Source organism: Gracilibacillus salinarum, from assembly GCF_022919575.1.
In the GTDB taxonomy this organism is placed as follows: domain Bacteria; phylum Bacillota; class Bacilli; order Bacillales; family Amphibacillaceae; genus Gracilibacillus; species Gracilibacillus salinarum.
Genome location: NZ_CP095071.1, coordinates 1,358,487 through 1,382,315 on the forward strand (window position 1 = coordinate 1,358,487; position 23,829 = coordinate 1,382,315).

General features: G+C 39.7%; 21 protein-coding genes and 1 pseudogene. 4 read left to right on the forward strand and 18 right to left on the reverse strand.

Annotation, left to right across the window (positions count from 1 at the left end):
- Nucleotides 1–5 precede the first annotated feature (5 nt).
- From addA to MUN87_RS06640, 11 genes are all read right to left on the reverse strand, one after another.
- Nucleotides 6–3,710: a helicase-exonuclease AddAB subunit AddA gene (gene addA / locus MUN87_RS06595; RefSeq protein WP_244746916.1), complete on the reverse strand. Its 3,705-nt coding sequence runs from the start codon at nt 3,708–3,710 to the stop codon at nt 6–8.
- Nucleotides 3,710–7,183, reverse strand: coding sequence for a helicase-exonuclease AddAB subunit AddB (gene addB / locus MUN87_RS06600; protein WP_244747904.1), 3,474 nt, complete (start codon nt 7,181–7,183; stop codon nt 3,710–3,712). The genes addA and addB overlap by 1 nt, the downstream gene beginning before the upstream one ends.
- A 172-nt stretch (nt 7,184–7,355) precedes the next feature.
- The gene (locus MUN87_RS22275; RefSeq protein ID WP_255840638.1) at nt 7,356–7,490 is read right to left on the reverse strand and encodes a hypothetical protein; all 135 of its coding nucleotides are present in this window, start codon (nt 7,488–7,490) and stop codon (nt 7,356–7,358) included.
- Between the two features lie 84 nt (nt 7,491–7,574).
- Nucleotides 7,575–8,123 carry a GNAT family N-acetyltransferase gene (locus MUN87_RS06605; protein ID WP_244746917.1) on the reverse strand — a complete coding sequence of 183 codons (549 nt, stop codon included), beginning with the start codon at nt 8,121–8,123 and terminating at the stop codon, nt 7,575–7,577.
- A 17-nt stretch (nt 8,124–8,140) separates the two neighbouring features.
- On the reverse strand, nt 8,141–8,668 hold the full coding sequence (locus tag MUN87_RS06610) for a GrpB family protein (RefSeq protein WP_244746918.1): 528 nt from the start codon (nt 8,666–8,668) through the stop codon (nt 8,141–8,143).
- A 4-nt stretch (nt 8,669–8,672) separates the two neighbouring features.
- Entirely contained in the window at nt 8,673–8,888 is a 216-nt protein-coding gene (locus tag MUN87_RS06615; protein ID WP_244746919.1) for a hypothetical protein, read from the reverse strand.
- A gap of 138 nt (nt 8,889–9,026) precedes the next feature.
- Nucleotides 9,027–9,626 (reverse strand): DJ-1/PfpI family protein, encoded by a 600-nt coding sequence (locus MUN87_RS06620; RefSeq protein ID WP_244746920.1) that lies wholly within the window; start codon nt 9,624–9,626, stop codon nt 9,027–9,029.
- Nucleotides 9,627–9,639: 13 nt separating this feature from the next.
- Nucleotides 9,640–10,068 carry a DUF4181 domain-containing protein gene (locus MUN87_RS06625; protein WP_244746921.1) on the reverse strand — a complete coding sequence of 143 codons (429 nt, stop codon included), beginning with the start codon at nt 10,066–10,068 and terminating at the stop codon, nt 9,640–9,642.
- Nucleotides 10,069–10,082: 14 nt separating this feature from the next.
- Nucleotides 10,083–10,964, reverse strand: a complete 882-nt coding sequence (locus MUN87_RS06630; RefSeq protein WP_244746922.1) for an alpha/beta fold hydrolase — start codon at nt 10,962–10,964, stop codon at nt 10,083–10,085.
- A 192-nt stretch (nt 10,965–11,156) separates the two neighbouring features.
- A complete protein-coding gene (lepB, locus tag MUN87_RS06635; RefSeq protein WP_244746923.1) occupies nt 11,157–11,702 on the reverse strand; it encodes a signal peptidase I in 546 nt (181 codons plus the stop codon).
- A 56-nt stretch (nt 11,703–11,758) separates the two neighbouring features.
- On the reverse strand, nt 11,759–12,427 hold the full coding sequence (locus MUN87_RS06640) for a TVP38/TMEM64 family protein (protein ID WP_244746924.1): 669 nt from the start codon (nt 12,425–12,427) through the stop codon (nt 11,759–11,761).
- Nucleotides 12,428–12,733: 306 nt separating this feature from the next.
- Here MUN87_RS06640 and MUN87_RS06645 point away from each other — a divergent pair, with 306 nt between their 5' ends.
- On the forward strand, nt 12,734–13,123 hold the full coding sequence (locus tag MUN87_RS06645) for a YhjD family protein (protein ID WP_244746925.1): 390 nt from the start codon (nt 12,734–12,736) through the stop codon (nt 13,121–13,123).
- 387 nt (nt 13,124–13,510) lie between these two features.
- Here MUN87_RS06645 and MUN87_RS06650 read toward each other — a convergent pair whose 3' ends face one another.
- Complete coding sequence (locus tag MUN87_RS06650; RefSeq protein WP_244746926.1) at nt 13,511–14,038, reverse strand: competence protein ComK; 528 nt, start codon at nt 14,036–14,038, stop codon at nt 13,511–13,513.
- Between the two features lie 194 nt (nt 14,039–14,232).
- Between MUN87_RS06650 and MUN87_RS06655 the strand changes: the two genes are divergently transcribed.
- The 3 genes and pseudogenes from MUN87_RS06655 (at nt 14,233) to MUN87_RS06665 (ending at nt 20,054) form a co-directional block, all read left to right on the forward strand.
- Nucleotides 14,233–14,688, forward strand: a complete 456-nt coding sequence (locus MUN87_RS06655) for a DUF3939 domain-containing protein (RefSeq protein WP_244746927.1) — start codon at nt 14,233–14,235, stop codon at nt 14,686–14,688.
- 232 nt (nt 14,689–14,920) lie between these two features.
- A pseudogene (locus MUN87_RS06660) lies at nt 14,921–18,091 on the forward strand (bifunctional cytochrome P450/NADPH--P450 reductase).
- Between the two features lie 271 nt (nt 18,092–18,362).
- Nucleotides 18,363–20,054, forward strand: a complete 1,692-nt coding sequence (locus tag MUN87_RS06665) for a pectate lyase family protein (RefSeq protein WP_244746928.1) — start codon at nt 18,363–18,365, stop codon at nt 20,052–20,054.
- A gap of 96 nt (nt 20,055–20,150) precedes the next feature.
- Here MUN87_RS06665 and MUN87_RS06670 read toward each other — a convergent pair whose 3' ends face one another.
- From MUN87_RS06670 to MUN87_RS06695, 6 genes are all read right to left on the reverse strand, one after another.
- Nucleotides 20,151–20,594, reverse strand: a complete 444-nt coding sequence (locus MUN87_RS06670) for a GNAT family N-acetyltransferase (protein ID WP_244746929.1) — start codon at nt 20,592–20,594, stop codon at nt 20,151–20,153.
- A gap of 13 nt (nt 20,595–20,607) precedes the next feature.
- Nucleotides 20,608–21,153: an HAD-IIIA family hydrolase gene (locus MUN87_RS06675; RefSeq protein ID WP_244746930.1), complete on the reverse strand. Its 546-nt coding sequence runs from the start codon at nt 21,151–21,153 to the stop codon at nt 20,608–20,610.
- Nucleotides 21,150–21,707: an AAA family ATPase gene (locus MUN87_RS06680; RefSeq protein WP_244746931.1), complete on the reverse strand. Its 558-nt coding sequence runs from the start codon at nt 21,705–21,707 to the stop codon at nt 21,150–21,152. The genes MUN87_RS06675 and MUN87_RS06680 overlap by 4 nt, the downstream gene beginning before the upstream one ends.
- Before the next feature lie 386 nt (nt 21,708–22,093).
- Complete coding sequence (locus tag MUN87_RS06685) at nt 22,094–22,552, reverse strand: SRPBCC family protein (RefSeq protein ID WP_244746932.1); 459 nt, start codon at nt 22,550–22,552, stop codon at nt 22,094–22,096.
- A gap of 58 nt (nt 22,553–22,610) precedes the next feature.
- Nucleotides 22,611–22,943 carry a hypothetical protein gene (locus tag MUN87_RS06690; RefSeq protein ID WP_244746933.1) on the reverse strand — a complete coding sequence of 111 codons (333 nt, stop codon included), beginning with the start codon at nt 22,941–22,943 and terminating at the stop codon, nt 22,611–22,613.
- Between the two features lie 76 nt (nt 22,944–23,019).
- On the reverse strand, nt 23,020–23,829 hold the full coding sequence (locus tag MUN87_RS06695; RefSeq protein ID WP_244746934.1) for a multinuclear nonheme iron-dependent oxidase: 810 nt from the start codon (nt 23,827–23,829) through the stop codon (nt 23,020–23,022).

Consider the following 23,829-nt stretch of genomic DNA (forward strand, 5'->3'; position numbering starts at 1 on the left):
ACTCCTTATGCATGTACCAATAATGCCTTATCAAAGAAATATAAATACTTTTCCGTTACAGGCTGATTCCAAATAGTTTCAAGTGCTTTTGCATAAAGATCTATTTGTACTTTGTAACGGTTGTGTAATTTCTGTTCTAATTGATCTGAGTGATCTTCTGTTATCTGATCGGTCTTATAATCTAATAATAACCAGCCATGCTCCGTCTTGATCACACAGTCAATAACCCCTTGCAAAAAGATTCTTTCCTGTTGTGCTTCATTCCAATTTGGATATACTTCCTGGGCAGGTAATGTCAAACTAAAAGGAATTTCACGTTCTACCTGTTCTGCTTGTACTAACAGTTTTCCAATATCCGTTTGAAAGAATGCCACTATTGCCTCAACGTCTATAACGGACGCTTCATCAGCAGTCAGTATTTCCTTCGCTTCCAGCTGTGCAATATATTCCGCTAAAGACAAGGCTGTCCAGTCCGAGGATAACGGGATATGCTGCATAACCGTGTGCATCGCAGTACCAATTTCTGCTCTTGTTAATTTCTCTTCTGACTGCATAAATCGTGGTCGCTTTCGTATCGGCGCACGAAATGGTTCAATGATCTGCTGTGCACTGTAGTCGTCCTTTACCTCATGCTGACGCTTCATTTCTGTTACAGTCTGTTTCGCACGGTAAAAGACAGAATCCTGATATGGGTATTGATACTCCAATTGACGCTTCACCTGTTGTGCTTGTTGTTCCTCTTCTAATCCGAGGCCTTGCCACTGGTAAATAGCCTGTTGAATAGCTTCAACCTCTTCCTGATTGCTCTCATCAATCGTTTGATACTGACTCTGGTGGATTCGGTCAATTTTCCAGACAGAAAGGTCCTCTGCTATATCACTCGGTACATATAATGGATTGTCTTGTTCCCGAAGTACTTCTCCACTTTGATGCCTGACAAGACTGGCACCAACCCAATCTAAATAGGACAATGACTCAAGACGGTAATAGGAAGGCAGTACCCAGTCCTGATGAGACAAGATATTCGCCCATTTCTTTTTCTTCTTTTCAAATGAGTTAACCGTTCCAATCAGTACGACTTTCTCTTTCGCACGGGTCAACGCTACATACAGCACACGCATTTCTTCCGCAAGCATTTCACGTTGTATTTGTTTCTTTATCCCATGATAAATTAAAGTCGGATACATGATTCGTTTAACAGGATCAATATATTTCGAAGCAAAACCAAGTTCTTTGTGCAACAAATACTTCTCCCGAATGTCCTGCTGATTAAACTGCTTATTCGCCGCCCCGACAATTACCAGTGGAAATTCCAACCCTTTACTTTTGTGAATGGTCATGATACGGACCACATCTTCTTGTTCACCGAGAGCTTTCGCAGCGCCAAGATCATCGCCCTTCTCTTCCATTCGTTCAATAAATCGTAAGAAACGGAATAACCCCCTAAACGATGTTGCCTCATAACTTTTCGCCCGATCATAAAGTGCTCGTAAGTTCGCCTGTCGTTGACGACCGCCTGGTATACCTCCGACAAAATCGTAATAGCCGGTTTCTTGGAAAATCTCCCAGATCAACGTGGAAAGAGCCCCTTGTCTCGCTTCTTTCCGCCAATAGGTTAATTGGGACATAAATCGTTCCAGCGGCGCGTGTTGATTTGCTTTCAGATATGCCTTTAGCGCCTCGTAATAAGGTGCTCCTCTTTTGGCAAGGCGGATCTGAGTCAGATCATTTTCATTCAAGCCTACAATCGGCGACTTTAACACAGAAGCTAACGGAATATCTTGTCTTGGATTATCCAGTACTTTCAGCAAGCTGATCATCACCTGAATTTCGATAGCTTGAAAATACCCGGATGACAACTCTGCATATACAGGGATTCCCTGTTTCTTAAACTCTTCCATAATGGTTGGAGCCCATGTCATTGAGCGTAACAGAATGACGATATCGCGATATTCTACCTTACGCGGCTGTCCTGTTTGCTTATCCATAATTTCAGTTGCCTCTTCCTCGTTCGCACCGATCCACTGTTTGATCTTTGTTGCATAGGCACGTGCTTCGAGTTGGGCCTTTTCGAGGTCTTCTTCATTCTCCATTTCCTCATCAGACGGATCACTTTCCTGCGTTTCCTGGTCTATGACCAACAATTCGGTATCAACATTAGGAAATGGGACGTTCTCATAATCGGTGTTACCATAGATTAATTCGGCATCTTGATCATATTCAATGTCACCAACATCAGGATCGAATAGCTGCCTGAAGATGTAATTTGCCGATGTCAAGACTTCTTTTCTGCTTCGGAAATTCCGTGCCAAATCGATTCGATAGCCGGGATCATCGTGTTTGGAAAAGCGGTTATATTTTTCAATAAATAGTGCTGGATTAGCATGGCGGAAACGGTAAATACTTTGTTTCACATCTCCTACCATAAACATGTTTCCGTCAGATTGCTGATCAGAAACAAGTGTGAGGATCGTCTCCTGTACAATGTTGGTATCCTGATATTCATCGACCATTACCTCGGAATATTTCTGCTGCAGGTCAACTGCTACTGAAGATGCCTCTTGCGATGACTTATCCTTCATTAAAATATCTAATGCAAAATGCTCCAAATCTGCAAAATCTACTAAGCCTTTTTCTTTTTTTGCTTCCTGGTATCCTGCTTTAAATTGCTTGATCATGTCCGTTAATTTCACAATTGTCGGATAAAGAGCATGCATATCGGTAATATGCGCCTGTAAACTTCTGGTGAACCAATTTTTCGCAATATTGTCCCACCTTTTCTTTAGTTGATCGCGTAAATCTTTGGCCTGGTCTCGCTTGGCTTCATCACATTCTACTTTCTTACGGGATAGCGCCTTAAATTTACTTCCAGCAAAAACAGAACGAGCTTCATCCCATGAGATCTGGATCGCTCCTTTTGCTTGCTGGATCATTTCTTTATCCGCATCAATCGCTTCGGCATACTGATAAGGTCCATCACTTGCTCTTGTGATATCAAGCGCCTGATCTGCCAGCATTTCCATTACATTCAGCTGTTCAATCACTTCTTGTTTCAGCAATTGAAGCCAAGGAATCTCCTCCTCATTCGTCTCTGGATCTACTTGATAAATAGTTGCCATTTGATCAAGCCAGTCATCTGGACTTGGATGCTGGATCGAAAATTCATACATTTTTAAAATGAGTGATTCTACTTCTAAATCGTTTCGATCATTACTAAATCGGTCAACAACGGAGAAAAAGGCAGCTTGTTGTTCTTCATCTTCTTCCCCATACCACGATTCAAAAAGTTCTTCCAGTACATCTTGACGGATCAGATCAGCTTCCATATTGTCTGCAATCCGGAAGTTGGGATCAATGTCAATTTGATAGGCATACTTACGGACTAAATCCATACAAAAGGCGTGTAAGGTCGAGATCGACGCGCTCTGCAGTAATGATAATTGTTTTTTCAGATGTGTGGAACGCGGATTTTCTTCTAATGACGCTTCAATGGCAGCACCAATTCGATTACGCATTTCCTGTGCTGCCGCATTTGTAAAGGTAACGACTAACAGCGTATCAATATCGACCGGTTTCTCTTCGTGCAACAGCTTTTGAATAATGCGTTCGACCAATACCGCTGTTTTTCCCGATCCTGCCGCTGCTGCCACTAGAATATTCTTACCGGATTGGTAGATAGCATCTTCTTGTTCTTTTGTCCATTGCGGCATTATGCTTCACCCCGCTTGATTGCTTCGATTACTTCTTCGTCTTTCATTTCTTTTAATTTACGATAATTATTTTCAGCAAGTGTCGGATCAAATTGGCAGACAGAACGGAAATCACAGAACGTACAGGCTGTTAATTGCTGTTGCTGGAACGGATTAAGGTCTACTTTTCCTTCTGTAATCGCAAGGCCGGCATTCTCCATTAACCGGTGAATATAGCCTTGCAGTTCGTTAAAAACATTTTGCTCTGCTACTTGTGAACCTTTATAAAAGGACCCTGTTTTACTGAAGCCAGCAGGAATAATATTACTTCGACCATAATCTAATGTAGTATCCATCATCCGGACAACCTCTTCCTGGTCGACCATCAGACCTTTCATTTTGAACTTCTTGAAGATTTCTTGTTCAATTTTGTCTTCCGATAAAAAGTCGTCTGCTGAAATCATCGGATTATGCACGTGGAAATAGAGCACCCCTGCTGGTGAGGCCGGATGTCCAAGCCAGCCCTCTGCGTTTTGCAATACGACATCTAAGTAAGCCAGCATCTGTAATGCAAGTCCATAATACACTTCCGTTAGATTTAACCCTTTTGCACTGGATTTATAATCTATTATTCGTAAATATAACTGTTCATTTTCAAATGCTTGATCAACCCGGTCGATACGTCCACGTAACAATAACGTATGATCGTTCGGTAACGGAACCGTTAATGGCTGCAATTGATCCGGATAACCAAAACCAACTTCCAAGCCTACCGGGGCAAAGTGTGTCTTACGCGCTTGTTCGCTTAATATAAAGGTTGCTCTTGCAATGACACTTTCTAATTTCTTTTGGATATATTGATAACGATTGGAACTGTGCAGAATCTGATGCTGCAACACATTCGCCAGTTCACCTACCGCTCGATTTGCATACTTCCTGGCATCCAGATCATAAACATCTGCAAATTGCCTGCCTTCTTTCTGAATCCATTCGGTAATTTGTTTTAACGCTTCATGGAATAATTGACCGATATCGGGTGCATCCAGTTTGTAGGTTGGACGATCTTCCAATCCTAAGCTGTACCTGGCAAAATGCTGATAGGAACAACGATGATACATTTCCAGTCTCGATACACTTGCGTTGATTTCTTTCTCATACAATGCTTGTACCGTATCCTTATCCAGATCCACTGGTTTATTTTGATAAAACAAGCTCTTTAATACTTGCTGATGAATCTGCTGCTTGTCCGAATGTTCAATAAACCAATTCAACACATATTCCCAAATTGAATCGATCGGATAACCTCTCAGCTTTCTTGCCAATTGTGCTGTCAACGCACCTCGTGTTTTGTTGGGTGTCGTGACAAAGCGATTGGCGTCTGTCATTTCCTCCGGATCCTGCAAGAATAATCGACTTTGCTGATGAGGAAATAATTCTTCCATTCTTTTTATCAAAGAGGAAGCTGCCTTTTGGTTTCCTTCTTCATTACTGATTGGATAACTGATCCATAAGTTATCCGCTGGCAAGGTAAAGGCTAAATAGACGTAGAACCAATCATCCAGTAACTGACGTTTACTACCTTCCGCCAGCTTTAAACCATGTGTTTGTAACACTGATCGCTCTTCCTCTGTAATCAGTCCATCGCCACCCGGTTTCATTGGCCAGGTTCCTTCATTAACACCTAACAGGAAAGCTGTTTTAATACCATGCATTCTCGATCTGTCAATGGAACCAACTACAACGTGATCAATACTAGGAGGCACATGTGAAAACCGCAAGGCATCGAACCCTGATTCTAATACATTGCGGAAGGTGGAGAGTGACATTTCCTCTTCACCCGCTACTTCTGTTATTTCTTCTAACAACTGAATGACCGCATCCCATACCTGGTCCTGTTCACGGCCTTTCTCTACCCGTCCTTGATTATCGAAATCTTCCCGCATCTGTTCTAATTGCGCCGGTGCACCAATCGATTCAAGCCACTCGAATAAGGCAATTGTTTTTTGACGGATCGTTGGTAATGTCCGCAGCTTTGTGTCAATATCCGCCAGTGCCTCTGCAATTTTATCCCGATAATGATTGATGCGTTTTTGGGCTACTAATTCCCGATCTGTCTGGGTAGATTGGTCAAACCCTCTGAATCGCTGAAAAATCCAGTCTTTATCTGATAACCATCTGCTTCTGCCCCGGACACCATATTCCAGTACATAATTTTCCAACTCATCAATGGCTTCCTGATCCAAACGGAATTCTCCGGCTCCTCTTGGAATAAAACCAGCTTTTAACAGTCGAAAAACGGCATCATAACGCCAATTCCCTTCCACTACATCTAATAATGAGCGAACGGTCTCAATGAGAGGATGGTTCAGCATCGTACGCTTCTCATCAACGAAAATCGGTATTTGATAATCTTGAAAAACGGTTGTAATTAAATCATGGTACACATCCGGTTCGCGAATTAAAATAGCCAAGTCACGATAACGATAGCCCTGATCTCTTACTAATCGGACAATTTCCTGAGCAGTTCCCTCTACTTCTGCACGTGGATGTACTGCTTCTGCAATACGAACTGGCGCTTGATCAGAAAAAGGTTGTACAGGCCTGCTGTCAAAATGATGATCCAAATGAAGAAAAGCATCTTTCTCCCCACCATGCTGATCTGCATACTCTATTTCCGTCGCGACCGATGCTTGTTCAGCTAATTGTTGTAACTGATAATAGGTTTCTTTCGTTTGGTAGAATAAGTCTAATGGCGTCACGTCGTTGTTCAGTTCATTCAGTGTTAACGTAACTGTCACGTTTTTCGCTTTTTTGATCATTACATCGATTACAAGCAGCTCTTGCGGTGTAAACTGATGAAAACCGTCAATATACACCGTCGTATTCTCAAGAAAGTCCGTGTCTTCAAGTTTCTCTATTAATTGCTGCAGCTGATCCTCGCTATCCATATAATGCCCTGCCAATGCATGCTGAAGACTCTGATAAATATATAATAAGTCATCTAATTTATGATGTAATGCTACTTCGCTGACCGTTTTATGCTGGAAACGATCCATTTCACCTAATTGTGCCGTAATCAGATCCGGTGTCACACAATATCGTTTGAATTCGGTGATCATTTCCTCTAACTGTTCAATAAAACCTTGCTTTTCAATTGCTTTTTGAAAGACTTTCCAATCATCCGTCCGCTCTTCGACAATCTTTCTCAGCATCATTTGCATCCCAGTGGATGTAATATATTTCTTGGTTGCACCACCTGTCAGCTGCATAACACGCCACGCTAATCGTGAAAAGCTGTAAACCTGTGCACGAATCGAACCATTTACATCGTCACCGTTTAAAAGCGCATATTCTTGTTGGAATGTCATTTGATCTGGGACTAAATAAATAATGGAAGGACCTTGGGGATCTTGCCTGAGTTCTTGCCTGATCTCTTGTAAACATTGCTCGCTTTTATTCACTGTCGCACTACCCATTAAAAATCGCAACAACAGAAAACACCTACTTTCTTACACGTCTGATATTCTATTACTTATTATAGCAAACGAATGTTCTATGGTAAAGGAAAGTGATGAAAGAAATACTATGTAAATATTAGATTATGGGAAAGCTCAATAGAAAGGCTAATCCGGCAACTGGTGTCATCACCAGCTTTTCTTTTTTTTGCTAGGGGGAGACGAAGCTGGCGATCGTATTTAACGCGAGAAAACTGGTGATAAAAGAGGTATGATGAAAAATAACGGTCGCCATACCAAGTAAAAGAACTGCATTGACCATACTGAGCAAATGAAAGTTTCCCATTACCTCGCGCTCCTCGCCTATTTAATCTTTTCACTATATGCGTATATTTCTTTTTTATTTTCGCAAGGAGCACGATGAAAAGGGTCAGGCTTTTTTCTTCCATTCCTCCGCCAGCATGCCATAAATAACATGATCAACATAATGATCATATAACCATTCTGCCTGTCTGACGCTTCCTTCCTGAACATATCCTAATCGTTCCGGGACTGCTCTGCTTTTATGATTTTGTGCTGCTGCTCGAATATCTACTTTATTCATGTTCAGTTCGTTTATCGCATAGTCGGTTAACGCACCTGCCACTCGTGTCATAATGCCTTTCCCTTGATAGTCCTCTCCAAGCCAGTAGCCGATATAGGCTATTTTGTTGCTCCAGTCGAGAGAATTATAGCCTGCAGTACCTACGATTTCATTTTGATAGACAATAAATGTTGTGAGACTCTCTCCTTCTGCATAGCCCTTTAAGGAATTCTTAATAAACGTTTTGGTGTCTTCTAATTTTGTTGTGAAATCAAGCCACGGCAGCCATTTGCGCAGGTAATCGCGTGAACTGTCGGTTAAGGTAAATACTCTTTCAGCATCTTTTAATTCTATTAATTTCAAAGAAAGTTCTTCATCTATTTTGTGGTAAAACATCGATTACACCTCTTTTTCTAGTTGATATCTCTAATTATTCCATCTACAAATTTCTTTTTTTCTATTGTATATGAACGTTCATCATGAGGATGTTTTCTTGCTAATTCCTGCTTGAGCGTCTCATATTCTTTCGCTTTTTCTCGGTTGTCATTCATATAATCCCTAAAATAAGTGAGCTGGTTCCATAGCAGACCCTGATATCTCACAACATGGAGAATATGTGTCTTTGTCAGTTTTTCCAGATTACTAAACTTAGCAAAAACCCTTTTCCCCTCCACATGTACTTTCGATAACTGATAATAACCATGATTGTTTAATTTTGTTTCGTCAAAATGTTCTATTCGCGATAAATCATCCACTCCGATCAGTATATCAATGATTGGTTTGGCACTGATCTGCTGAATGGAGGTACTCCCTATATGCTGCAACTCTACAATGTCATTACCGATAATCGTGTGTAACAGTTGCTGTTCTTTCTTATATAATCTTTTCCAATCTTCAGAAGGTGGATCAAGTTTTACTTCTCCTTTATTAACACCTAACACCCGATCACTCCTCAGATAATGAATCGTCTTCTCTCCTCATTTCTCTTCGTAATTGACGTAAGAACGAGATGATATAAGACAATAATCCAATAATAATTGTTCCAAACGTATAGACTGTTGTTTCTATGTAGTTTCCGCCGTCGAAATAATTGCCAAATGGCAAAAATGCAATGATACAAATGATGATTGTACCAAAGAAATCTTTCATCTGCGTACTCATGCCATTCTCCTTTGCAATCAAACTCTGCCATCTTTCGGGTTATCAATGAGGTTCATTCTTATGACATATTTTTGCTGTATCCTCTGGATTTTGTCCGCGAGACCTGTTCTTATAGTATTTTCACAGTTCTATCCTGCTTTATCCCATAAACGAAATATCATATTCCATCCTTTTGGCGGTTTGTTCAGCAACTGCTTTTCCACATAGGCGTACCAACAAATGAAATGACATGTTAATCCCTGCTGAGATCCCTGCCGAAGTAACAAGTACTCCTTGATCCACGAATTTCACACCACGCAGGACATCGACTTTGGGGAATTCGTTTGCTAAACGATCGAGGTCAAGCCAATGCGTTGTCGCTTTTTTACCGTCGAGCATGCCTGCCTTTGCTAACAGCAATGCTCCGGTACAAACTGAGGCAATAATATCGACTTCGGATTGTTGCTTGAGAATCCACTCTATAACATTAGGGTTATGTATTTCTATTTCCTCTGCTCCATATCCTCCGGGCACTATTAACAAATCAAGCTTTGGATGATTGTCAAAATGATAATCTGGCAGCACCTGTAATCCATTTCGCGCCTGGAGCGCATCATCTTTTTCGGTAATGGTTACTACACGAAAGAAATTCTCTCCCGTTTCTAAATCAGCAGCTAATGAAAAAACCTCAAACGGACCTGCAAAATCGAGCACTTCAACTTCATTGAATAATAAAATACCTACAGTTCGTTGCCTCATATGCAATCTCCCCCTAAATCAAGTCAAAATAGCCAACAGCGATGATACCGATTACTGAGACAACAGCTAAGCACAGTTCACTGATGGTTGCTACATATTGTCTTGGATTTTCTGCATATTTCCATTCCATATATGCCTTTGCTGTAGCTCCTATCAGTGCGCCAACCGCAAGTGGAATCCAAGGCTGTAACCACCAGATCGTATCACCATATTCCCTTGTTTTGTTAAAGAGAAAACCAAACACGATAACCATGATTGTGATTATTCGGATCGTCCAGTCTAATTGTTCGTGCTGCTTATTTAAATGCTGATTGGGAGGTAACTTTTCGACATTCAACTTTCTCCTGATTTTTTTATTAAGCCACCACATCACAACTAGCAAGCCGACAATTATAAGTATTAACTTCAGAAAAAACATTGGCCACAATTCAGCGGTATTCATATTGACTTCCTTCCCTATTTATAATGTATACGCAAAAACTGCTCTATTTCTTTATTTATTTCTTTTAAATGGGTTTCCGATGGAAAGTGTCCCATATCATAGTTTAGTAGTTTTATTAAATTAGGAATGATTTTCTTTGCACTCTTTTCCAATTTGTCTCCCGGGAAAAAGATGTCTTTTGCCCCTGTTATTACTAATGTTGGTGCTAGAAAATTTTCTAATTCTTTTTGATTTGTTAATTTTGGCATATCTTGTTCTAGCTTGACATATTGAAATACATCTCCAATGATTTCTTTATCAAGCGGTTTCATTGTACCTTCAGACATATTATGTGCAATGGTATTTAAGTGCTTATCAGAAGAATTGATGCGATAGTTAATAAGCGGCAGTAATACTTTTTTTATCATGATCGATTTCGATCCTAGCGTTATTCCAGCTGGTGACACGAGAACTGCACAGTTTATCAGTTCTGGCAAAAAAGTAGCTAATCGTAAAATAATCCCTCCGCCATATGAAGGCCCTATAAACGCACAGTTTTTGATTTGATAGTGTAGAATCATTTCTTGTATCCAATTTGCGAAGTCTTGATTCTTTGCTGATATTCTACTTTCTGCACTGTATCCAGGATGACCGACTGTATCAGGTGCATATATTCTATACTTCTTTACTAACTGGGAAAACCACCTCAATGTCATAGGATTTATACAATTCCCACCTTGGAAAATAAAAACCGGCTTACCTTCCCTTGGACCAGCTTTTAATACATGTGTTGTTCCAAAGCTTGTATCGATATAATCCCTTTCAACCTCAAATGGAAGAGTAGCAAGATATTTTTCATATTTCGCTTCTATCTTCTGCTTCCCTGTACTTCCTTTATAAATGGTTTTTGGAGTCATGCATACGTCTCTACCTTTCCTTTTCTTTCAAAAGTCATCCGTTACTCTTGCCACGTTTTTCTTCATTCATCATACCATAACCCCGCACCATTTTTAACATTATTTTCTAATTAACCAACAATAAAAAAGTCTAATTCAAGAATGATTACATTCTCAAATTAGACTTTTTAAAATTAAAGCGCTTTCTTCTTTTTAGTTTATAAATTGAAAGTTCAGTTCCGACATTGGCCAGTAACGTATATCGACTTTGCCAACTACCGTCTCCTGATCAACAAAGCCTATTTCTCTGCTGTCATAGCTTTTGGTCCGGTTGTCTCCCAATACGAACAGCTTGCCTTTGGGTACTACTTTCTCACCAGTGACACCCTCTAAGCTGAAATCCTTTGTGAGGATCTCACCAGACTGACGAAATGGTTCTAAGTAAGGCTCCTCTACAGCTTCACCATTGACATACAAGACATCATCCCGGTATTCGATATGATCTCCCGGTTTACCTACAACACGCTTCACATAATCTTCCTGTTCATTCGCATGAAACACAATCACGTCAAAACGATGTATATCCATTAAATCATAGACCATTTTATTGACCATTAAGAGGTTTCCATCATGCAATGTCGGTTCCATTGATTTTCCGTTCACGACATAGCTTGCAAATAAATAGGAACGAAAAATAACCGCCAACACTGTTGCAAAAATAACGATACGTACGATTGACCATATTCTTTTTTTATTCATTGGCTTCCCTCCAAAGGGACTTTCTTTATTAACTAATTTACCCCATTTGGAAAAATTTAATCCGTATAATTACTGTTTTTTTGATCTGCTCGTGTTTGCAGACGTTTCTCTATATATTTTCCAACGACCCAAAGAATCGAAATACCTATTAGTAATATAATCGTTTTAAGCGGATTTTGTGCAAACGAAATGATACTGTCTCCAATCGATGATACGGTAAGGATCATGACACCTTTTCCTAACAGTACCGCTAAAACAAATTGGTAAAATCCAACACCAGAAATAGCTGCCACTAAATTTATAATTGCCGAAGGAGAAAATGGAAAACATAACAGAATAAATAACGGACCAAATCCGTGTCGCTCTAACCACTCCGTAACTTTCGACACCTGCTTATTTCTGCTGATCCAACGTAACAAACGGATATGCTTAAATCGGCGTACCAGCATAAACACTGCAATTGCCCCGGCACTGCCGCCAGCCCATGACAAGATAAAACCTTCTAGCAGTCCGTATGCCGCTGCATTTGTCATCACAAACACAATTAATGGTAAAAAAGGTAAAAAGGCTTCTAAAAAAGGCAACAGCACACCCGGAAGCGGACCTAGACTTTCATAACTCTGCAGCAAAAAATCAACCAATTGCCCAAATTCATTTGCTTCAATATATTCTTTTATTTGATCAACATTAATGTTATCGATATTACTAATATTGTATGTAAGCATCAGCGCTTTAACTCCTTCAAACAACTAAAAATACAACTTATTATCATTTTAATATTTTTTTCCCCATTTTCCTAATTATTCACATAAAGCGAGACTTCCATAAGTGGTTTTTGCTTATGGATAGCGAGACTTATCAGATAGTTATCGGTCGCTCTCCTTCTCCTATACCCTTTTTTCGCATACGAACACTTAGTACCATAATAATTCCATGATTTTCTATCTGCATTTTTTATAATTTTGTTGCATTTTTTTAAAATCAAGCATATACTAGAACAAACGTTCCCTTGATGGAGGTGGAAATGGAAAATGAGATATTTAAACGAACATGAATGGAGATTAGCGTCACGTTTTCTATTTTTATCAATGGCTTTAACCGTTATTAAACACGATTTAGAGAAGATGAACCAGCTTTCACCCTTTAAAATAAACGAACCTTACATCGCATTATTAAAAAAAATAGAAAAAAACGCAACAGAAGAAAGAAGAACTTTACGCAAAGAAATGTACAAAGAAAAGATCCAAGTCGTCTCTTTAGATAAAAACGATTCCTTTACCTCTTATTTGTTCACCTGTAAGGGTAAAGAAGAAAAACGCAACTATTTCAACCCAGCTATCCGAAAAAAAGTAGAGGTCATCTTAGAAGAATTAATGGCAAACGCCTTAGTATCTACCGCTCAAGAAAAAGTAAAATTATAAATATAAACAAAACCAGGCTTAAACCCCATCCGTCCCTAACCAGCCTTGAGGAAATTCAGCCACCTATAATATGGATTATGTTAAGCGTTGTGATCATTTCGATATAATATATGTGCTGGGATACCACTTCGAAGTGAGCTTCCTCGGCACAAGGCAGCAAAGGAGTAGTTCAAAGTAGTAGCCTAGCTGAAGCCGTTCTCCACAGGACGCGAAGCCTATTTCCGGAGCTTTGCTAAGCATATAATTATCACATTGTAATATAGTTCGATTTTACATTAGGAACTCCACTTCATGTTCCATATGATTACTGCTGTGACTACACTTAGATACTTTCTTGAATGATGAAAAAACCGTTAAGTCTGGACATCAGTCTTAACGGTTCATCGATTAATGCTTATGCCATTTGGCTTCTGCCACGAATTGGGCAGACTCCAGAATCTGTTCCATTTTATTACTTAATAAGTAACGGTATTGTGCGGTGCGATAGAGTTGATTAATCATCGTCGCATACGATATATCCAGAATCAGGTCACGCCCATTTTTGAAAACAATTCTTGTTAAATCATGATCAATTTTTTCTAATTCGAGCACATGGGAATGTGCAATCCAGGTACAGGCCTTTCTTTGAGGAGATTCAATCGGGAAAAAATACATACCACTGATCCGGTCAATGGCAATTGGCGGTTTATGCGTGATTTTGCTTAACATCCGTGATCCTTCAATCAGCCCCCGAAGACTGATGCCGAACTCTCTGCAAGTGTAATCCAGCACTTTTTGTGTACTCCAGGTTGTTTCATAATCATCCGCTTCCTCATATTCAATCACCCTTGTAAAATATTGACCATCTTCCTCTTTTCCGACAATTGCGAGTGTCTTAGGACTGATTTCTCGTACCTTCTCCATTAACATTTCCATTTTCATTCCTCCTCTGGATTTGTATTCGCTTATAATGTAACAAGTTTTGATAAATTTGGATATGAAATGACAGTTTTTCGGCTAAAATAAAGTAATATTCTGTGTTCTTAGCTAAAATTTGCTATAATTTAACTAAAAGTAACCATTCAGCGAGCATTTTTTATACAATTTTCGAAAATAATGAGGTGAAACGAATGTGGTTTAAAAAGAAGAAAACAGCCAAAGAAAAAACATACCCGATTAAGGATATTTCTTTAGAAGAAGTACGCCATGCCATTCATGCATTCAGCAAAGAACTGCCAGCAGATATTCCATTAAAAATAGTCGCAAAAGACGATTTATCACTAGATTATTCCTTACTTGCCCCGTTCTTGAAGGGGATTCCAGAAAAGAACTACTATATGTCCAAGGAAACCTATGACCTGTTTGAAGAAGAGGAAAAACATATTCCCCTGGCCTTGGATCAGATCCAGCATGCTGTCGATCAATATATTGCCCAAACCAATGAATTGCCCGTCATTGATCATGATCCTTATCGCAAGGTAAATTTCTTCAAGCTGGAAAAATTAAAATTAATCGAGGAACGCCCAGAAATGGATTTTTATATTACCGATCAGGAACAACTGGTAACCACTGTAAAACCGGAGTAACCATCGACACACATAACAATGACATTCGAGAGCATTATCTTTTACTGCACAGTTCGTCACAAACCAAAAATTTAACGATTTTTCACATGACAAATGCGATATATTCATAAAATAATTTAGAATATAGCCGAATTGTCATAACCGTAATGTGAAAGCATGTCTTATTTTCAGCTCCTTGCAAACAGAAATTGCTTTCTCGCCATCATTTCATTATTAAGAAAGGGTGTTTAGTATGGAAGAATCCTTAACCATTCCACAACCTAAAACATATGGTCCGATCCGAAATCTACCATTAATAGATACAGATAAACCTATATTATCCTTTATGGAATTAGCGGAAGAACATGGTCCCATTTACCGCCTTCAAACTCCTGCAAGTGAGACCATCATCGTCTCTGGACATAAACTTGTAGAAGAAATCTGTGATGAATCACGATTTGACAAGAGCATTGAAGGTCCCCTAGACAAAGTCCGTGCCTTCGGTGGAGATGGATTATTTACAAGCTGGACGCACGAACCTAACTGGAAAAAGGCGCATAATATTCTGATGTCGGCGTTTAGCCAGCCCGCAATGAAAGGCTATCATACAGTCATGACCGATATTGCCGAACAACTTGTGCAAAAATGGACCAGACTTAACCCGGATGAATCTATTGATGTCCCTGATGATATGACACGTCTCACTTTAGACACTATCGGCCTGTGTGCTTTTAATTACCGTTTTAACAGCTATTACAGAGAAACACCTCTCCCCTTCATTACCAGTATGGTACGTGCTCTGGACGAAGCCATGCACCAAAACCAGCGATTCCTTTTACAAACTAAACTTATGCACAAAACCCAACGGCAATTCAAACAAGACATCCAGGAGATGTTTCAGTTAGTTGACGGCATTATTACGGACCGTAAAGCCAATGGCAGTCAACAGGAAAATGATTTACTAGCGCGCATGCTACACGCGAAAGATCCTGATACAGGTGAAAGGCTGGATGATGAAAACATTCGCTATCAAATTATCACTTTTCTCATTGCCGGACATGAGACGACAAGTGGTTTATTATCTTTTACGCTCTACTTTTTATTAAAAAATCCTGATAAACTGAACAAGGCCTAAGAAGAAGTAGACCAAGTGTTAACAGGAGCAACGCCTACCTACAAACAGGTTCTAAAGCTTAAATACGTACGCATGATATTGAACGAAGCACTGCGATTATGGCCAACTGCCCCAGCCTTCAGCCTTTACGCCAAAGAAGATACGATCATTGGCGGAAAATATGCCATACAAAAAGGAGAAAGAATAACGGTTCTCATTCCTCAATTGCATCGAGATGTGGAAGCATGGGGAGAAAATGCCGAAACGTTCCAGCCAGAACGTTTTGAAGATCGCGATCAAATAGCGCCCCATGCCTTTAAGCCCTTCGGTAACGGTCAGCGAGCTTGTATTGGGATGCAATTTGCCTTGCATGAAGCGACGCTTGTCTTAGGGATGCTGCTTCAACATTTTCAATTAATCGATTATCAAAACTACCAGCTTGATGTAAAACAAACCTTAACATTAAAACCGAACAACTTCCGAATAAAAGTAAAACCACGTGATACCGTTGCAACAAACCATGCCAACACACAAACAGAAAGTGCGATTGACGACAAAACAGATCCAGCCCCTAACATCTCAGGACTTAGTCAGCGCCCCTTACTGGTTTTGTACGGTTCAGATACCGGGACTGCTGAGGGAGTTGCCAGGGAACTGGCGGAAACTGCCTCCCTTTATGGTATAGAAACAGATGTAGATGCACTGAATAACCGACAAGGAAATCTTCCAAAAGAAGGGGCTGTCATCATCGTCACTTCCTCTTATAACGGCAAACCGCCAAGCAATGCCGATCAATTTGTGCAATGGCTGGAAACAGTAAAACAAGAGGAGCTCACGGGTGTTTCCTATGCAGTATTTGGCTGCGGGGACCGTAATTGGCCCAGCACCTATCAGGACGTTCCGCGATTGATTGATGAACAATTGACGAAAAAAGGAGCCGTTCGTTTTTCTCAGCGCGGAGAAGGTGATGTGAATGGCGATTTTGAAGATTTGCTGGACAAATGGAAAGAAAGAATGTGGTCCGATGCGATGGAGACGTTCCATTTATCATTAGACGAAAAAGTAGAGACAGCAAAAAATACATTAATGCTTGAATATGTTCAAGAGGATGAGGAATCCCCTCTCGCCCGTACATATCAAGCGTTTGATGCTACTATGGCAGAAAACAGGGAATTACAAGCTTCAGACAGTGGTCGAAGCACACGCCATATCGAAATAAAACTTCCACAAGGGGTAAGCTACCAGGAAGGCGATCATCTCGGCGTGCTCCCTGCTAATAGCAGCGACAATGTAAGCCGTGTTTTAAACAGATTTAAGCTTACTAAAGATAAACTGGTAATCTTAAAAGCGAGCGGACGAAGCGCTGTACATTTGCCGCAGGATCGCCCGGTCAGCCTGAAAAACCTGCTTACTTACAATGTGGAATTACAGGAACCGGCAACCCGCGCACAAATTCGGGAACTTGCTGATTGTACAACATGCCCTCCTCACCAAAAAGAGCTCGAGTCACTATTGGAAGACGAAATCTATCAATCTACTATATTAGAAAAACGCATCTCTATGTTAGATTTGTTAGAAAAATATGAAGCATGCGACATTACGTTTGAAAAATGCTTAGCACTTTTACATCCGTTAAAACCAAGGTATTATTCGATTTCCAGCTCATCTCGTGTTCATCCAGAGCATGTGAGCATTACCGTTGCTGTGGTGGAAGGCCCTGCACGAAATGAGAACGGCATTTATCGTGGTGTGGCAACACATTATTTAGCTAACAGTATACCTGGAGATACTCTGAAAGCATTCATCCGAACGCCTGCCTCTCATTTCCAATTACCAGAAAGGGAGGAAACACCCATTATTATGGTTGGTCCAGGAACGGGCATTGCCCCTTTTCGAGGTTTTCTTCAGGCCCGATCCGCTCTGATGAAACAAGGAATCTCATTAGGGGATGCACACCTTTATTTTGGTTGCAGAAATGAGAAAGATTTTATCTATCAGGATGAAATAAAGCAATACGAAAAAAATGGTGAAATGATGCTTCATACTGCCTTTTCACGAGTACCTGATACATCGAAAACATATGTCCAGCATTTAATGACAGCAAATGCCGCAACCATAATCGCACTGCTTGATCAAGGAGCCAGATTGTATATTTGTGGAGATGGAAACAAAATGGCACCAGATGTCGAAGATACACTAAGACAATGTTATCAATTCATACACGAAAAAGAGGAAGACGAAGCAATACAGTGGCTGGAAACACTTCAGGCAGATGGACAATTGGCTAAAGATGTTTGGAGCGGCAGCTAAACTTTGCACAGGCGAGGAAGGTTTCCTGTTCAGGATAAAGCCTTCCCGCTATCCATCACTGAAGCAGAAAATGTAACCTTTTACACCACAAAACAACAAAATATGTAATAAAAAGATTGGTACAATGAACATAGCAGGTTATTGACAATCGCACAAATGAAAAGGCTTACAAAAAGGAGGTGCTATTAGAAAAGACAACTGTATACTCGCCAAAACAATACAAGCCATCCCGACCGAGACTTACATGTACACAATATGAAGGAGGAAAAAGATGACGATAAAAAAATCACTTACTTGGTTATTATTCCTATCATTGATTATTTCACCATTCCTATTCAGTGCGACTAGTGTAGTAAATGCAGCTGCAATTGATTCAATACCGAACACAGAAAGACACGTCAAAAACTATGACAACAGTTACCTATCCGTAACAGGATACGCCTCATCAGGGGTCCATGACCGAAGTGAATATATGGGAACTTCTTATTATCGCAAAGTAAAGACAGAAAGAGATTTCCTGCAAGCATTACTGGATGCTGGAAATGGAGACGTTAAAGTAATTGAAGTAGCGAAGGATCTTAACTTGGGTTGGAAAGCATTAAATCTGACTGAAGAAGAAACGAAGAAATATCGCTTTATAAGAGAATATCGAGACCCTACAAACGGATTTACCAATCCAAAATTAGCTGCATCTGGTGTTTCACAATTGGATGTAAATAATGTTGAAGGATTAACGATCTTTTCTAAAAAAGGGAAAACGGTCAGAAGCGCGGAAATAAATTTACAACGGTCATCTAACGATATTGTGATACGAAACCTAAATTTTGATGGCATGTGGCAATGGGATGATACCGGGAGGCACAAGGAAGTAGGCTGGTCTTTTATCAAAGTGAATGGGGCTAACAATGTTTGGATTGACCATTGTCAATTTTCGATAGCATCAGATGGATTAATTGATACCGAGAATGGTGGCTCTAATATTACCATCTCCTGGTCTGAATTTGGCTTAGCTGCCAATGAACATCCAGCAAAAGACAGTGATATTTATCAATCGATTCAGTATATGGAAGAGAAATACACATCAAATGAACTTGATGAAGACAGTGTATACTACAACATGCGTCATGATGGTGCGACGAAGGAGCAAATTATGGCATATGCTGCTTATCACAGCAAGGTACACTTAACTGGATCAGGCGATAAAGATTATGTCGACTATGTTAGCAGCAGTGGAACAAATTATAAAGATGGTAATCAGCGCATCCGATTAACTCTCGCATATAACCGTTATACGAATGTTGGTCAGCGCGTTCCCATGATCCGTCAAGGTACTGGACATGCATACAATTTGTATCTGGATAACTCCACCCATCAGGATGTCCTAGACAATGTAAGTGCTATTTACGAACATGGAAGAGATCAATTGTCCCGAGCTCTTAATGCGAGAAATGGAGCTTCGATTGCGGCCGACACTTCTGTATTCCATGACATTAATGAACCAATCATCGGTGCAGAGATTCAAGGTTTAGATACAAAGAACATGGATGAACAGTGGGCCGAGCTCTTCCAGAATGCCTATAACCGAAATTTAATTGTCAACTCCAAAGTAACCAACCAGTATGGAACCTATACAGGAAGCAGTTGGGACAACAATGGTGAGAACCTGTTCACAACAGGATTTACTTGGCATGACAAATCAACCATCGGCAATTGGGCCTGGTCTTCTCATATTGTCGGAAGTGAAAATATGGAGAAAATGAATCCACCTTCCGAGCCGTTTACGTTTGAATATAAATACGAGGAGCAGCTTCCTTATGCGTATAATGTTATTCCATTAGATCGTGTGGTAGAAACGGTTACGAAATACGCTGGGGCTGACAAAATTAATCAGGGACCAAAGGATTGGTTGAAGACAGAATATAGTGCGAAGAAGAAATATGGGCATGGTTGGAAAAGGAATTAATATTCGCCCCTATCCATTAATAAGTATACCCTGTTAAAAGCAGAGCCACTTTTCTCTACTGAGAGATTTGGCTTTGCTTTTCTTGGAGAAAATGAATTAAACCAAACTTAATTCATAATGATAAAATTGCGAATCACGTACATATCCGTTTTTTTCATACAATCGCTGAGCACCTGTGTTATTAAGCGCTGTACTTAAACTAATGCTATTCGCTCCTGTTTCGATTGCATGTTCTTTCGCTTTATGCAAAAGCAATTCTCCTACTCCTTGTTTTCTCGCTTCTGCATCGACATACAGGTCATTCAATATCCATGCTTTACTCATAGAAATCGATGAAAAGGAAGGATACAATTGAGTAAATCCTAGATACTGCTGACCCTTTTTTACAACAAATATGACAGAATCATTGTTTTCGATACGTTGTCTTATGTATGTTTGAGCTCCCTCTACATTTGATGTTTGCTGATAAAAAACACGATACAAATTAAACAAATCAGATACTCCGTCCAGATCTGCAATGGTAGCTTGATAGATTTCCATTCTTACCACTTCCTTATGTTCGTTTATGTTCCTGATACAACCAGTCTACTGCGTCTTCCAAATCTTCTGCAATATATTCCAATTCAATGTCTTTTATTTTGTCAAAATGTTCGTTTAATGCTGCATGTCCTGCCCCCGTTTTGACGAGGATCTTCACACAACCAACCTTCGAAGCAGCTAGCATATCACTCCACCTGTCACCAATCACCACACAATTCTCTAGTGGCAGATTGTATTTTTCAGTAGCCATTTGAAGCATACCTGTATTAGGTTTTCTGCAAAAACAACCTTTGCTTGGGTGATGCGGACAAATAAAAATATCATCAAATCCAAAGGCGATTAGCTCTTCGACAAAATCTTCCGTAGCAGCTTTTCCTGCTGAAATCCCTGGCTGGTTGGTAAACGAAAATACCTTTATACCATTCTCTTTTAAGTTACCGATCACATCCTGTGCAAAAGGAAACAACTTAAATTTCCCTGGATAATGTACAGTGTCGTCCCCACCAATTGTGCCATCCCGATCTAGAAATACAGCTTTTATTTCTTTTAAATTGTTCATAATACGAATTCCTCTTTTATCATGCGGGCCACTTCATCACCATTCAAGTTAGTATTATCTATCCTCAGATAATTTTCGTGTTTTATTTCTCCTTGCTCTGAATTCAATCGATGTATATCCAAGGAGCTTAGTAGATTTTCTTCTGATTGTTTTATATTTCGCTTCGTCGGCTTTTGTTCCAGCCGGTTAGGTGTTTTATTTCGTTTAAGACGTTCTTCTACATTTGCTTCTAACTCTACAAAATATATGTCAGCACCTTGTGAGCTAAATATGGTGCATATATTCTCAACAAACTCCCAATCTTCTTTTTCATTAAATGCCCAGACATACGTAAAGATTATGCCATACTTATCACTTTTAGCATACTGCTTAAAAATCTCTTCACGGAACAGCGTTGATAACCTCCACATGTCAGAGCTGAAATCAAAAAATGGTGTTAGCATATCAATGGTCATGTGGTTATGAAATAATTTCAAATCGGTTATTCTCGTCAGTTCTTGCCCTACTGTCATTTTCCCAACTGCCTGGGGACCGAATACTAAAACAAATTTCATGAGCGCTCATCCTTTTTACACGTTTATATAATAGATAGAATCATACAGAATTTGTTATAGATTATCAACCCTACTGTACCACATCATCAGTGCATGATCTCGATAATGTATTGATCATCTATTTGTTTTCCTGCGCATTAAATATTTGCCCATAAATCCTGTTATGCCGGATATAGCCGCTCCAATTCCAGATAGTACTAAAATGCTCCGCTCTTTTTTCCTTCTTAAAAATTTCTGCCAAAAGCATGATTAGTCCTGATACAAACCCTATAGGAAACAATATCGATATTATTCCTGGTATCGCTCAGCAGATACGCAAAGGCCCCCAGCATCGCAACACCATACCCGACAACAAAAGCCATCCTACCGCAACCTTTCAAAAATTTTTACATGTTTGAACATTCAGCAATCTTCTTCAGTGCCCTTGCCCGAGTTGCAATAAATCGGCGCATATATTTCTCTAAAAATAATTTGTCAGCTAAAACGCCGATGAAGCCAAGTGATGACTTATACTGGAAACGATCAATCATGACAGCACCGTCTTCTTTCTCGATAAATTCGTGTGTATGTGTAAAGGAGTGGAAAATCCCCTTCACCATAACATCTACAAATTGATGCGGCCTTTCTATTACGGTTACTTTAGCTGTCAGTCTTTGCTTCACACCGAAATGCACCGCTTCCCAAGTAACAGTATCACCTTGTTCTAATAGTCCTTCCGTCACTCCCCCAACAGCTCTTTCCTTTGTCTTCAGAGTCGTTTGTGTATGGATATCTACATTTCTTGCTAGATCAAAGCACCTTTCTACCGATGTTTCTATAAATTGGTGATGTATTATGACAGGCATAGCTATTCTCCTTAAAAAATTGTTCCATTTACAATCATGTTTTCCGAATTTGGCTTCATCAAAGAATGTATTCAAGCAAAAACATATACACAGTTACAGCGAGAATAAAAACCGTTGTTAATAGGAGTGATATGAAATATTCTTTCTTACGAGTTACGATCATTTCAACAACCCGTACAACAAACGTTAACCCTAAGCAAAAGAGCATACCAATCATCAATGAAGTGGAAGGATCAATTGACACATCTGACCTTGATAAAGCAGATATAGAGACGAATAATAATCGAAGAGCAATAAATATCGTTAAGCCGCTAAAAAAGATATCCAAAACTAAAAACGTCTTATTTCGCTCTTCAAACTGTTTTTTGATCTTTCGTAACAAATCCAACATAACTCTCTCCAATCATCACAAAAACTCACACAATTTTTAATAACCTTGGCACGTTGAATTATTTAAGAATCTCTTTTTATTTCACCAAATCACACAACATAGGCACTTGTTCGATTAGAACATCCTGATCTGACCGCCATTCGAATTTTGGTCCAACACCCCCGTATTCCAACGATACCACCCATGGCTCTGGCCAGTCTCCATCTTTTACTCGTTGCATAACCCATCGAGCCAACTCCCAATCATCTTTTGTCATTGGCATGCTGTCACGAAGACGTCCCTTTTCATCTGCTTGTATCCCGGTGATATGTAGTTCTTTAAGCTGTTTAACAGGGAATTGCGAAATGTATTCTTTCACATCATAACCAAGACATTTGGAAGTCAGTTGGGCGTGCGCTGTATCGAGCAGAAGTCCACATCCAGTCTGATCAACAATTTCACTGATGATTGCTGGATCTATTATTGCCTGCATCGTATTCTCACCTTGACCTCTGCAAACAATATTCTCCATTATCACGTTTTCAATCCCTACTTTTTCGGCAACAATTTCTATATCCTTTACTGCTGCATCTACAATTCTATTAACTAAAGAAGGACTTGATGAAAAAATGTCTGTATTCGGATAATCCTTCGCATATGCAACGGCATGCACATTAATGTATGGTGTGTTGGACTGCTCTCTTAATTCTTTAACGTTTTTCCAATTTACTTTGTCCATTTGTCCATCACCAGCATTTAATCCGAAGTGTATGTAGCATGGATTAGTCTTTTCTGCATTTTCAATTAATTCATTACTAAAGTCTGGACATTTAAAATAATCTATATCTATTACAGAATCTCTTACTAACCTCTCAGCTTCTACAGAATAATTAACAGCTAGCTTCAT